This is a genomic window from Aliihoeflea sp. 40Bstr573, assembly GCF_024105655.1.
GTDB lineage: Bacteria > Pseudomonadota > Alphaproteobacteria > Rhizobiales > Rhizobiaceae > Aliihoeflea.
In genome coordinates, this window is sequence record NZ_JAAAMH010000039.1 from 1 (window position 1) to 11814 (window position 11814).

An 11814-nucleotide genomic window follows, 5' to 3' on the forward strand; every position below is an offset into this window, starting at 1 on the left:
CTCCGCCACTTCAGTCCTTGAGTGGGCACTGAGTTTACGCCGTTTTTTCCGGTGAGCGCCTGGAGCAGCCGGGTCTTCGATCCCATGATCCGGACCTCGCCGTCCGCAACCTCGACGCGCTGGGCGAAAGCGCGCAGGTGGTCGCGGCGGTAGCCACCGCCTTCGAGACGGATGCGCTGGCGGGCGGTCTTGGCGAAGGTGCGGACCATTTGCGGGGTAATGGCCTTGGCACCGGAGTTGTCGAGCATGGCTTGGGCACGCTCGGCGTCGGCCTTCGCCTGATCTCTGATGGCCTTGAGGCCATCGATGCGGTCTTTCAGCGCCGGGTCGTCAATGTCGGCAACGCCTGCCTCGATGGCGTCGTAGAGCCGCTTGAGGCGCAGTTCCGATTCAACGGCGCGCTTGTTCAGTTCCGCGATGTGCTCGCTGCGGCGTTCGGATTGCTCCTGCCTGCGGTCGAGAACGCTGGCGAGGATGGTTTCCAGCCGCTCGGGCTGGAGTAACTGATCCTCCAGATGGCTGGCGACAAGATCGTCCAACTTTTCCATAGGCACGGCCATGCCCTCACAGGCGGTCGGACCCTGCCGCGCCTTCATAGAGCAGGCATAGTAGCGGTAACGCCCGCCCTTGCCGGTACGGATGGTCATGGCCCCGCCGCACTTGGCGCAATGGATCAGGCCGGTCAGCATGGTCGGGCCGCTAATGACGGCGGATGGCATGACCTTGGGGTTGCGGGCCTTGAGCAATGCCTGCACGGTGTCGAACGTCTCGCGGTCGATGATCGGCGGGACCGGAACCGTCACGATCTCGCTGACGGGTTTCAGCTCCTTGGTCTTGCTGCGCTTGTTGAACTCATGCTCGCCCATATAGGTGCGGCGCGTCAGGATGCGATGAACCTGCCCGATGCCCCAGCGGCCGCCGTCGCGGGTGAAGATGCGGCGGCTGTTGAGATAGGAGACGATATTCTTCACACCCATCTGGCCGGTCGTGCCGTCGCCTTCGAGCGCCAGGCGATAAATCAGCCGCACCGTGTCGGCGTGGAACGGGTCGATTTCCAGCTTCTTCTTGGTTTTGGCCCCGCGCTGCTCGGCCGCGACGACGCGATAGCCGATAGGAGGGAGCGAGCCGTTCCAGAAGCCTTGCCGCGCATTTTCCTTCAAGGCGCGGATGACGTGCTTGGCGTTTTCCTTGGACTGATACTCGTCGAACAGGGCCATGATCTGCCGCATCATGACGTGCATGGGGTCATCCCCCATTTCCTGTGTGATGGAGACGAGCTTCACCCCGTTCTTGGCGAGCTTGCGAACGTAGAACTCAAGCTCGAAATGGTCGCGGAAGAAGCGCGAGAAGCTGTGAACCACCACAACGTCGAACGGCGCAGGCTTCGACGTTCCCGCCTCGATCATGCGCTGGAACTCGGGGCGGCGATCATTGGTGGCCGACGCCCCCGGCTCCACATAGGTTTCGACGAGCTGATAGCCGCGCGAGGCGCAATAGGCTTCGCCCTGGCGCTTCTGATCGGGGATGGAGACATCATGCTCGGCCTGCCGCGCTGTCGAGACGCGCAGGTAAAGGGCGGCGCATAGCGGCACGGTCATGGTGGCAGTCTCCTTCCCGAATGGTGGTCCCGACCCGAACTATCGGACGCACATGGCCGCGCTCAGGCGGCGTTCTGCAATGGCCGCGCGCGCTCGACGCGTTCGCGCTCCTTGGGCGTGTTCATCACCTCCCAAAGATCGTTACGCCGCTGCACGTTGAGCCAGAAGTCGGGGCTGTTGCCGAAGACGCGGGCCAGGATCAGCGCGGTCGCGGCCGTCACATTCCTGCGGTTGCCGCACAGTTGATTGACGTGCTTGCGCTGAACACCCATCGCCTCGGCGAGCGCGCCTTGCGTCAGCCCCATCGGCCCCATGAACTCTTCGGTCAGTATCTCGCCGACGGTCGCTGGCTTACGCTTGGTGGTCAGCATGTTTTTGCCTCGCTCTCATCGGTAACTGTGATCGTCCAGATAAATCCCGTCCGCCTCGCCGCGCTCGCCATCCCAGCGGAAGATCAGCCGCCATTGCTGGTTGACGCGGATCGAATGGAGACCTGCCAGGTTGCCTTTCAGCTTCTCAAAGTGATTACTGGGCGGCACGCGCAAGTCCTGATCGGTCACGGCGTCATCAATCATCTGGAGCTTGCGGAACAGCCGGGCTTCCAGGTCGGATGGGATGTTGCGGGAGTGGGCGTCGTCCACAAAGAAGGCCCGCAACCATTCATCCCGAAAGCCAGCGATCATTCCGCCACTCCGTCGTGAGTATATGTACCGCACCATAACTCATAATGCAATGGGGCGGGTCAAACTTCGGGGCCGAACAGGTCATCGAACAGGTCTCCGAACCATTGCTCGAACACCTCGATCTCGGCCTCTGTGACCGGAACGGGATGGGGCCAGTCGTCGGTGACGGTCCAGGTGGACAGGTCATGTTTGGGCGGTCTGCCGGGGAACGGCCACGGATAGCCCAACAGCGTCTCAAGCTGCTCCGTTGCCGTGGGCGGCCTGACGCGCCGGGAGCGGGACCGCGCGCCGCGATCAGACGCCATCGAGGTCGCGCCCGCTTCCGGGCCGCCACGCTACGGGATTGGCGACCCATCGGTTAATGTCGGATTCCTTCCAGCCCGCGCCGTTGACGCTGATCTTGATCTGGGGCGGGAACGTGCCCTCGGCGATCTTGCGATAGATGGTGGACCGGGATAGGCCGGTCCGGGCGAGGACAGTTTTCAGGCGGACGATACGGTCTGATGCGAGCATGGCTGCGCTGCCTCCTGCTGGCTATTTCTGACGATTGCAGAGACCAGACAGAGGAGCGATTTGTTGTTGTGCAATAGATATTTGGGCTTCGTAGTAGTGTGGCGAAGAGACGGCGGAAAATAGGATGGTTCTACAGTCCGAGACCCCGCCCCCGACCAAGCCCGAAAGTGAGGGTGAGGTCGCGGCCGACGCCCATCCCCGAATCGAATGAGATGCCGAGTTCCCGCTTGCGGCCCGCCAGAAGGGATTCCATCTGCGGGTCGCGTTCGAGGCTGTGGGCCATGTTCCCCATCTCCGCCCGCGCGGCCCTGTGACCGGCATAGTCGCCCGCCGCATACCGTTCGTCGCTGGCCCTGTGGAGATTTTGCCAGCGTTCCACGAAACGGTCGGCGCGCAGGCTGGGATCGGTGCGCAACTCGGTTTCCAGTTGCAGGGCGCGGATTGCGCGCCGGGCATCGCCGGATGCCGCCTCCGCCGCAAGCTCCGGGTTTTTCTTGTAGGCGGCTTCGGCGTCGTGCGAGCCGTAGGGGCGCACCTCCTCGAACCGCTGGCGCGCCTCCTGCAATTCCCTGATCTGATCGGGGCTGGCTTTGTCGCCCTGTTCCTGCGCCGCGAAGATCGCATCCACTGCGCGCGCATGGCGGACGAGCGCCCGGCCACGGGCGCGGCGCAACGCCGCCTCCGGGTCTTCCTCCACCTTCCTTTCCGGCCCCTGTCCGCCCTCGGCGGGCAGGCGCAACCCGTCGAAGATGCCGCGCACCTTTTCGGGAACCTGGCGGACGATCTCGACAACCCGTTCCACGCGCTCGCGGAAGGTGATCCCGCGCCGCTCGGCATAGTCGCGGGCAGGTTCGTAATCGCTCGCCATGTCCTTGTCGCGCTCGCGCGACAAGACGTTGATGAGCTTGTCCTGACTGGCGAAGTCGTCGCGGCCGTAATGCAGGTCGATGCCGTCGCGGTGGCGCGAGAGGGCGACATAGCTGCCGTGGCCGTCCATGCCCGGCGTCGCCAGGACATGGGTGCGGTCCACTGTCATGCCCTGCGCCTTGTGGATCGTCGCGGCATAGCCGTGGTCGATCTTGTTGTAGTCCTTCAGGTCGAACGCGACATTGCGGCCATCGTCGGTGCGGACGGTCATGCTCTGGGCGCCGACCTGCTCGATGGTCCCGAGCGTGCCGTTCTTCACGCCAAGGCCGCGCTCGTTTTGCAGGAACATGACGCGGTCGCCGGGCGCGAAGGTCCGCGCACCGCGTTCGGCGGCGACATGCACATCCGCGCCAAGTTCACCTGCGTCACGCATTTTCTGGCGGGCGGCCTCATTGAGCGCGCGAACCTCGTCGTTGGTGTGGGTGAGGATGATGCGGCTTGCGTCCGGGTTCGCCTGCCGGTCGCGGCCCCAGCGGTCGATCAGGTCGCCGCGCGCCTGCTCGCGTGACGCGGCCTCATGGACCATACCATGCTTGTCATAGGCGTGGATCGCATCGCCGGTTCGGCTGGTCGCCAGGTCGCGGGTGGCGTCGCGCTGCCAGTTCTCGCGCTGGCGGCGCACTTCGCCGATCTCCGCGCCGCCGTGGCGCTCGAAGATCGAACGGAACGCCGCGCCCGCCTCGATGGACTGCAACTGCTGCGTATCGCCGACCAGCACCACCTTGGCCCCGGCCTCGGCGGCATGGGATAGCACGCGCTCCAACTGCCGCGTGCCGACCATGCCCGCCTCGTCGATGACAAGCACATCGCGCGCGGTAAGCACATCGCGGCCCTGCGCCCAACCATGTTCCATGCTGGCGATGGTGCGGGACGTTATGCCCGATCCGCCTTCGAGATTTTCCGCGGCGATGCCGGAAAGGGCGACGCCCCGTACCTCGTAGCCCGCCGCCTCCCAGGCTTCGCGCGCCACCCCCAGCATCGCGCTCTTCCCCGTCCCGGCATAGCCGACGACGACGCCCAGACCGTGCCCGTCCGTGACGTGCGCCAGCGCCTCGGCCTGCTCGCCGGACAGGACAAGGCCGCGCGCTTCCGCGCGCGCCAACGCGGTTTCGCGATTCCTGTCGCTGACCTCGTGAAGCTCCTTCTCGGCCATCATCTCGGCGGCACGGTGCAGGCGCTGTTCGGCCTCGATCATGTCGCGCGTGGTGAAGCGGTCAACGCCGCGCGAGTCCTTGCCGAGTTCGACCAGATCGGGCGCATGGCGCATCGCACCCATCACGGCGTTGAACTGCTCGATGCCGTCGCTGTGCCGGTGCGCGAACATCGCCATGTCGCGCCGCGTAAAGCTCGATTGCTGTTGTGTGATGGCATCCAGCGCGGCGGAAGGATCGGCGATGATCCGCGCGCCGTTCTCGCGGGCAATGCGCCGGTGATCCTCGGCGCGGTCGGCCTCAAGCCCGGCGGCTTCCATGCGCTGCGCGGGTGCGCCGATCTTCGTCTGCGGCTCCAGCGCGACGCCCTGCGCCTCAAGGCTGCGGTGGTCGATCCGCGCGTCGATGTCGAGTTCCGCCAGCCGCTCGTTGACATGATCGGCCCAGCGTTCGCGCCAACGCTCGACCATCTCCGTGCGGTTCCAGTCCCGCACCTTCGGGCCAAAACCGTTTTCGTCCACGGATCGCATGGTCAGCATGACATGGGCATGGGGCTTGGGCTGGCCGTCCGCGCCCATATCCCAATGCACATTGAGATCGGCGATCATGCCCTGATCCACAAACTCGGACTGCACGAAGTCGTGGGCCAGTTCGATGCCCTGGGCCTGTGTCATCTCGCGCGGAAGGGCGAACTCCACCTCGCGGCAAAGCTGGGCGTCCTTCCTCTTCTCGAACGCCTCGACATCATTCCATAGCCGCTCGCGGTCGTTCCATTCCTCCGGCGCGTTCTCCGGCAGCATGACCTCGGAATGGACGACGCCCGGCTTGTTCGAGAAATCGTGGTCACGGTCCAGCCGGTCATCGCGCAGCCGCGAGGCCGAGCGATAGGCGGCGGCAGCGACCGCGCTGCGGCCCGCCGCGCGTCCGATGACCTGAATGGAGAAATGGTAGATCGCCATGGCGACCAACCAGATACTGCCCTCAAGCGCACGTCGGAACGACGTATAAGCGCGCCCTCGAAATGAATTTCTCGGGATGATCCGCGCCGTTCCACACCGTCCCGGCAACCTTACAGCATTTCAGCGGCTTCGAAACTATCATCGCTCCATCGACTGCTTATGGAGACGACGATGCGAAAACCACGAGACTTTGATGCGGAACTAAAGGCGCTGGAGAACAAGGCGCGAGATTTGAAAACCCGCAAGGTGCAGCAGCTTGGCGAACTGGTGATCTCGACCGGGGCGGATGCGCTCAGCGCCGACGAACTGGCGGGCGCGTTGGTCGTGCTGGCCGAAACCAAGGATGCCGGAAAGAGGGAGACATGGGCCAAGCGCGGGGCGGCGTTCTTTCAGAGCCGGGCGCGGCGATCTGCGCCATCGACTGACCGCAACAGTGGCGGCGCTGCGACGCAATCGGGCGGCGTGCAACCGTCATCGGGCGGCGCAGGCACGTCATGACATGCGCAACTGGCAGGTCGAACGCCGCAAGCGCACGCGGCATCTGATCGAACTCGGCGGCCTCGTCGTCAAAGCTGGGATCGTGGACCTCACCGGCGACGACCGCGCCTTGATCTACGGTGCGCTGCTCTGGATGGCCGACAAACTCCAAGGCGATCAGAGCGAACACGCGGGGGCGCTCTGGAGCGCGAAGGGGAAGCTGGCGTTAGCAGCGGAACGGGCGACAGGTACCCCCACCATTTCATAGGAAACTCCGCAGGATCGAGCATGGCCGATGGCGGGCGGCGCGGAGACTCGAAAATATTACAGCGCCGCCCGCCATCGTGCGGCTAGGGCAGCCTAGCCGCACTCTGCTGCTGCCGCTGCCGAACATCATCCGCCCATGTGGCGAGCGCAGTAATTCGGCAATGAGGGCTTCGACCTCGGGAGCGGTCGGTTCAACGCCAGCGCTCCGCTGTGCAGCAGTTTGGAACTTCGACCAAAAACCGTCGCACATGACCTCACAGTCGGGGGCAGTAATGGTGGTTAGTTTCACGAGCCCGAGGGTTTTCACTTCGTTGAACAGGCGACGGATAGTATGCCCGACGTCAAAGCCGCAGCAGCGCTGTTTTCCACGGCCCCGGCGACACGCCGGTTCCGCTGTGGTGGCGTCTGCGGTCGCCTTGATTTAGCCGCACAGCGACGTCATTTTATGACGGAAGCGGAGGTATTCAAATGATCGGCGACATTCAGATCAAGCTTGGCGGTACGGCTCTGACGGCACGTCTCGGATATGAAGGCGTTCTGGCTCGTGGACTTGGCAGACTTTGGCGAGGGTCGGTCCGCAGCACCGAGTTCAGTGGCCCGGCCGAGGCCAACTTCTCTGTTTTGGAAACCTTGGAGAAGGTGACCGTAGTGTTCGAAGTTCCCGGCTACAGCCGCGACGAGCTGTTGCTGGAGGCCACCCCCCATTCGGTTCGACTGAGCGGCCCCAAGCTTTCGACGGAAGGCCGGATCGGAGGTGCGCTTGACCGGCTCGTGCCCTTGGTCGAAGCCGTAGAGCCGGAGCGCATCACAGCGAGTCTTCAGGATGGTCTTTTGACGGTGGATCTTCCGAAAGCTGCGTGGGTGCAGGGAAAGGCCCGCCGCGTCCCCATCAATGCTGGTCCTTCAGTTGCGACGGCGCAGCACAAAGAGCAGCCAGATAATCACGCCTAGCCCGAGCGCCACCAGGGAAATAACGGATCGCGTCGGGTCTCCACCCGACGACAGCGAGAAGAGAGCGCCCGAGAGAATCAGTGCCGCCGCCACCACGGCATTAGCCAAGGTGTCGCCGGCACGGCGCAGGGCATCGCTGAGGCCATTCAGATTCGCAACCGAAACCTGAACGGCGAGCCCTTCGCGCTTTAGCCGTGCCACGACCCTCCGCAGAGCTTCGGGCCCTATGTTGGCGAGCTGATCGAGCTCCTTGAATGCCCGAAACCCTCGCGCCGCCAACGCCTTAAAGCTGAAGCGTTGCGCGAAGACCTTCAGCATGACTGGCGTGATGGCCTCGACCACGTCCAGGTCAGGGTCCAGTGTTCTGGCCAAGCCTTCCGAAATACCAAGCGCTCGCATCAAGAGGAGGAGATCGGGCGGGAGCGCAAGTTCGTTTTCACGGGCGATTGAGATGAACTCCGTGATCGCCTCGGCCAGACGGATGTCGCGGCCCGATTGAGCACCGTAGCGCGAAAAGAACTGATCGACGGCCGGTTCGAGACCTGGCGGCGGCGGGCCCGATCGGCGAGCCCAATCCATCAGGACATCCGTGACCGCCCCGACGTCGGCATCGACCAGGGACCCGAGAACGACGAGCACCTGTTCGCGACGCTTCGCTGAAAGCCGCCCGACCGAGCCAAAGTCGAGCAAGGCGAGCCGGCCCTCGGGCGTGACCAGCACATTTCCGGGGTGAGGATCGGCATGGAACACGCTCTCTTGAAGCATCAAGGTCAACAGCCCCTGGGCTGCTTCCGGGGCAAGTGCGCGGGCGAGCGCCGGCTCCGAAAGCCTGAATGCCTGGTTGGGGCTCCTGCCAACGATACGATCACTGACTAGAGTCCTGCTCGTGCTGAACTGCGGATGGACACGCGGCACGACAAAGACGCTTGTCCGACAACGGACATCCTCCTGGTTGCGCGCCTCGATCCTGAAGTCGATCTCCTCGAGAAGCGCTTGCGCGAGCTGCCCGACCACGCGGACAGGTTGATGTCGCCTAAATCCTGGAGCCCGCCGTTCGATCACCCGTGCGGCGGCCGTGAGAAGCCGCAGGTCGGCGCGCATCACCTCCTCTATGCCCGGGCGCCTTACCTTCACGACGACAGACTCGCCGGTGCGCAGCCGGGCTTCGTAGACCTGACCAATGGACGCGGCAGCGATGGGCGTGGCCGAAAACTCGGCGAACACCTCTGACGGATCAGCGCCCAGGTCATCCACGAGTTGGGAACGTACTTCCTCAAACGGCACGGGCGCGACGGCGTCGTGCAACCGGCTCAGACGCTCCGTCAGCTCGGGCGGAAGCAGATCCGCGCGCGTTGCCATGATCTGCCCCAGCTTGACGAAGGTGGGGCCGAGACGCTCCAGTGCGCGGACTAAAGCCTCCGCTTCCGCATCGTCAAATGACTGTACATTTTGGGATCGAATCAGCCCGAGGCGAGCCAAAGTAGGCTTAAGGCCGGCCTCTCCGAGAACCCGTAGCACGGTCGCGAGCCGTCGGTAATCGGCCGTTGAGAGACGTCCAGCCATCATCGGTGTTGCGCTCTCCATGGGCCCAAAGCAAGCATGGAGTGGCCCCGCTCAATCTTTGCCTGCTGATAAGTAGAGGAGCATCGGAATTGATCTATCTGCCTGTATTTTTTATCCTCCAAACAGTCCTCCGCTCTTGGGCGGCCTAACCTCGCCCGTCTTCACATCGAAATTCAGCCGTACTTCGGCTCCATCCATCATATAGTATACAACTTCGTATTCGCCGCGTGAGTAATTAATACTCTTGATTGCGTGGAATCCTGCACGTCCTTCGGTTTCCGAGATCAGTTGTGAAAGCTTGACGCTGCCTTGAGGCGGAAGGTCGGCAAGAGGTTTAGGCGGCTCCTGAGAGGCTGCCATGGCGCCTGAAAGGCTCAAAATTGCAAAGGCAACAATGCTTATCTTCAGTCTTGACACTCGAAACTCCCATATCCTGCTGACCGGCCGAGCCGATCCCTGCGGGTAGGATACCGGTTGCCGAGGGATCTTCAAGTTTGCAGAGTGTCCGCTCGTTTTAGCTCCTTTGCAGCGGGAACCGCGATGGTCAAGGTGCATTGCATCGTGTCAGGACGCAAAGCGTTAGGAACAAGAAATGCATATTCGCAAGCTCGGCTCGGAAGGACTTGAGGTTTCAGCACTCGGCCTCGGGTGCATGGGGATGTCTGAATTTTACGGCAGTCGCGACGAGGACGAGGCGGTCGCGACGGTTCACCGGGCACTCGAGGTTGGCGTCACATTCCTCGACACCGCCGACATGTACGGCCCCTTCACTAACGAGGTCCTGGTCGGCAAGGCGATCGGCGACCGTCGCGACCAGGTGGTGCTCGCGACGAAGTTCGCGAACGTGCGCGGCGAGAACGGCGAATATCTCGGCATTCGAGGCGATGCGGAATATGTACGCCAAGCCTGCGACGCGTCGCTCAAGCGCCTCGGGGTCGATCACATCGACCTCTATTACCAGCACCGGGTCGACCCCGACACACCGATCGAGGAGACGGTGGGCGCCATGGCTGAGCTCGTGAAAGCCGGCAAGGTCCGCTACCTCGGTCTTTCGGAGGCGGCGCCGGAGACGATCCGCCGTGCCCACGCCGTGCACCCGATCTCGGCTCTCCAGACCGAGTATTCGCTGTGGAGCCGCGAGCCGGAGGAGGAGATCCTGCCGACCGTGCGCGAACTCGGCATCGGCTATGTGGCCTACAGCCCGCTCGGACGCGGCTTTCTCACCGGACAGATCCGCCGCATCGAGGATCTCGCCGAGGATGATTACCGCCACAACGCTCCACGCTTCCAGGGCGAGAACTTCCAGAAGAACCTCGATCTGGTGGCCGAGATCGAGACGATGGCGCGCGAGAAGCGCTGCACGCCCTCCCAACTCGCCCTCGCGTGGCTCCTCGCCCAGGGCGAGGACATCGTTCCGATCCCGGGAACCAAGAACCGCGCGTGGCTTGAGGAAAACGTGGAGGCGATCGAGGTGCGGATCACCGCTGAGGATCGCGCCCGGATCGACCGCATCCTGCCGCCCGGCGCTGCCGCAGGGACTCGCTATGCCGCACCTCAGATGCGGGCGCTGAACCGGTGAGCGGCGCGCGACTCGAGGGCAAGGTCGCGATCGTCACGGGCGGCGGGCGCGGGCTCGGCCGGGCGATGGTTCTGGGCCTCGCGGCGGCGGGCGCGCGGGTTGTCACCACCGCATCGCGCGAGGCGACCGAAGTCGAGGCCGTGGCCCGCGAAGCCGGTGGCGACCGGGTTGTTCCGATGCTCGCCGATGTGTCACGCGAGGAAGACTGCGCCCGCGTCGTCGCAATGGCGCTTGATCGCTTCGGCAGGCTCGACATGCTCGTCAACAACGCCGGTCGGGGGATGAAGTATGTCAGCGAGCGCTTCCTGACTGACCCGACCCGGTTTTGGGAAACCGATCCTGATGTCTGGCGCATGGTGATCGACACCAACGTCAACGGTCCCTTTCTGATGGCGCGAGCTGCAGCCCCGGTAATGATTGCGGCAGGTCGCGGCCGCATCGTCAACATCACGATGAACCAAGCCACCATGCGCCGGCGCGGCTTCTCACCCTATGGGCCATCCAAGGCGGCGCTGGAATCAGAGACGATTATCTGGGCGCAGGATCTGGAGGACACAGGGGTCACGGTGAACGGGCTTCTGCCCGGCGGCGCGACGGCGACGGGCATGATTCCGGACGGCCTCCCTCAGGAGGTGCGCACCGAACTGCTCGATCCTGCAATCGTCATCCCGCCACTTCTCTGGCTTGCCTCGGAGGCATCAGAGGGGGTGACAGGGTGCCGGATCGATGCCTCCCGCTGGAGGAGAGAGCTGCCGGAAGCTGAAGCCGCCAAGGCAGCGATGGATAACGCCGGCTGGCCCACCGGCTAACGCGCGGGCTTTCGGCACTCCAGGGAGCGTCCCTCGAAATGAGCTTGCTCAAGACGCACCCAGTCCTTCCCGACGCCGATACATTGCCCACCTCGGCCACAGGGATGCAGACTGGAAATGTTCGCCAGTTCCATCGCGGTAGCGTCGGTCGCTCTCGGTAGCGATCTCGATCTCGGATATGAGCGTGTGCTTAGGTATGGAACCAGAGGCCTCAACGACCATGCCCGAAAATTAGGTCGAAAGGAGGGCCGGCCACCGAGTGATATCCTCGGCGCTTACCAAATCGTAGGACTATGGCGCAAATGTAGTGCTCATCATTATCGGTCGCGGCCCGCCA

13 protein-coding genes are annotated in these 11814 nt (G+C 63.8%); 5 read left to right on the top strand and 8 right to left on the bottom strand.

The window, feature by feature from the left end; genetic code table 11:
- The 6 genes from GTK01_RS20395 to traA all read right to left on the bottom strand — a co-directional run.
- The coding region (locus GTK01_RS20395; protein WP_252929601.1) for a recombinase family protein at positions 1-1598 on the bottom strand (1598 nt) is incomplete at its 3' end.
- Between the two features lie 62 nt (positions 1599-1660).
- Positions 1661-1969 carry a HigA family addiction module antitoxin gene (locus GTK01_RS20400; protein ID WP_252929603.1) on the bottom strand — a complete coding sequence of 103 codons (309 nt, stop codon included), beginning with the start codon at positions 1967-1969 and terminating at the stop codon, positions 1661-1663.
- Positions 1970-1984: 15 nt separating this feature from the next.
- On the bottom strand, positions 1985-2281 hold the full coding sequence (locus GTK01_RS20405; RefSeq protein ID WP_252929613.1) for a type II toxin-antitoxin system RelE/ParE family toxin: 297 nt from the start codon (positions 2279-2281) through the stop codon (positions 1985-1987).
- 59 nt (positions 2282-2340) lie between these two features.
- Positions 2341-2586, bottom strand: coding sequence for a hypothetical protein (locus tag GTK01_RS20410; protein WP_252929614.1), 246 nt, complete (start codon positions 2584-2586; stop codon positions 2341-2343).
- Positions 2576-2794, bottom strand: a complete 219-nt coding sequence (locus tag GTK01_RS20415; RefSeq protein WP_159602163.1) for an AlpA family transcriptional regulator — start codon at positions 2792-2794, stop codon at positions 2576-2578. The genes GTK01_RS20410 and GTK01_RS20415 overlap by 11 nt, the downstream gene beginning before the upstream one ends.
- A 130-nt stretch (positions 2795-2924) precedes the next feature.
- Positions 2925-5831 (bottom strand): Ti-type conjugative transfer relaxase TraA, encoded by a 2907-nt coding sequence (traA, locus tag GTK01_RS20420; protein WP_252929623.1) that lies wholly within the window; start codon positions 5829-5831, stop codon positions 2925-2927.
- Between the two features lie 171 nt (positions 5832-6002).
- Between traA and GTK01_RS20425 the strand changes: the two genes are divergently transcribed.
- From GTK01_RS20425 to GTK01_RS20435, 3 genes are all read left to right on the top strand, one after another.
- Positions 6003-6329 (top strand): conjugal transfer protein TraD, encoded by a 327-nt coding sequence (locus tag GTK01_RS20425; protein WP_252929625.1) that lies wholly within the window; start codon positions 6003-6005, stop codon positions 6327-6329.
- A 1-nt stretch (position 6330) separates the two neighbouring features.
- Positions 6331-6576: a conjugal transfer protein TraD gene (locus GTK01_RS20430; RefSeq protein ID WP_252929627.1), complete on the top strand. Its 246-nt coding sequence runs from the start codon at positions 6331-6333 to the stop codon at positions 6574-6576.
- 467 nt (positions 6577-7043) lie between these two features.
- Positions 7044-7526: an Hsp20/alpha crystallin family protein gene (locus GTK01_RS20435; protein ID WP_252929628.1), complete on the top strand. Its 483-nt coding sequence runs from the start codon at positions 7044-7046 to the stop codon at positions 7524-7526.
- On the opposite strand, the gene GTK01_RS20440 is transcribed toward GTK01_RS20435, so the two are convergent.
- Positions 7479-9089 (bottom strand): AarF/ABC1/UbiB kinase family protein, encoded by a 1611-nt coding sequence (locus GTK01_RS20440; RefSeq protein ID WP_252929637.1) that lies wholly within the window; start codon positions 9087-9089, stop codon positions 7479-7481. The genes GTK01_RS20435 and GTK01_RS20440 overlap by 48 nt on opposite strands.
- A 111-nt stretch (positions 9090-9200) precedes the next feature.
- The gene (locus tag GTK01_RS20445; protein WP_252929639.1) at positions 9201-9506 is read right to left on the bottom strand and encodes a PepSY domain-containing protein; all 306 of its coding nucleotides are present in this window, start codon (positions 9504-9506) and stop codon (positions 9201-9203) included.
- 175 nt (positions 9507-9681) lie between these two features.
- Between GTK01_RS20445 and GTK01_RS20450 the strand changes: the two genes are divergently transcribed.
- A complete protein-coding gene (locus tag GTK01_RS20450) occupies positions 9682-10668 on the top strand; it encodes an aldo/keto reductase (RefSeq protein WP_252929642.1) in 987 nt (328 codons plus the stop codon).
- Entirely contained in the window at positions 10665-11477 is an 813-nt protein-coding gene (locus tag GTK01_RS20455) for an SDR family NAD(P)-dependent oxidoreductase (RefSeq protein ID WP_371924440.1), read from the top strand. Before GTK01_RS20450 ends, GTK01_RS20455 begins: the two co-directional genes overlap by 4 nt.
- Positions 11478-11814: the final 337 nt, after the last annotated feature.

What these genes read in the sequence shown, in the direction of transcription:
- GTK01_RS20425 (WP_252929625.1), top strand. Translation starts at nt 6,003, where the DNA reads ATGCGAAAACCACGAGACTTTGATGCGGAACTAAAGGCGCTGGAGAAC.
- GTK01_RS20430 (WP_252929627.1), top strand. Translation starts at nt 6,331, where the DNA reads ATGCGCAACTGGCAGGTCGAACGCCGCAAGCGCACGCGGCATCTGATC.
- GTK01_RS20415 (WP_159602163.1), bottom strand. Translation starts at nt 2,794, where the DNA reads ATGCTCGCATCAGACCGTATCGTCCGCCTGAAAACTGTCCTCGCCCGG.
- GTK01_RS20400 (WP_252929603.1), bottom strand. Translation starts at nt 1,969, where the DNA reads ATGCTGACCACCAAGCGTAAGCCAGCGACCGTCGGCGAGATACTGACC.
- GTK01_RS20405 (WP_252929613.1), bottom strand. Translation starts at nt 2,281, where the DNA reads ATGATCGCTGGCTTTCGGGATGAATGGTTGCGGGCCTTCTTTGTGGAC.
- GTK01_RS20450 (WP_252929642.1), top strand. Translation starts at nt 9,682, where the DNA reads ATGCATATTCGCAAGCTCGGCTCGGAAGGACTTGAGGTTTCAGCACTC.
- GTK01_RS20410 (WP_252929614.1), bottom strand. Translation starts at nt 2,586, where the DNA reads ATGGCGTCTGATCGCGGCGCGCGGTCCCGCTCCCGGCGCGTCAGGCCG.
- GTK01_RS20435 (WP_252929628.1), top strand. Translation starts at nt 7,044, where the DNA reads ATGATCGGCGACATTCAGATCAAGCTTGGCGGTACGGCTCTGACGGCA.
- traA (WP_252929623.1), bottom strand. Translation starts at nt 5,831, where the DNA reads ATGGCGATCTACCATTTCTCCATTCAGGTCATCGGACGCGCGGCGGGC.
- GTK01_RS20440 (WP_252929637.1), bottom strand. Translation starts at nt 9,089, where the DNA reads ATGGCTGGACGTCTCTCAACGGCCGATTACCGACGGCTCGCGACCGTG.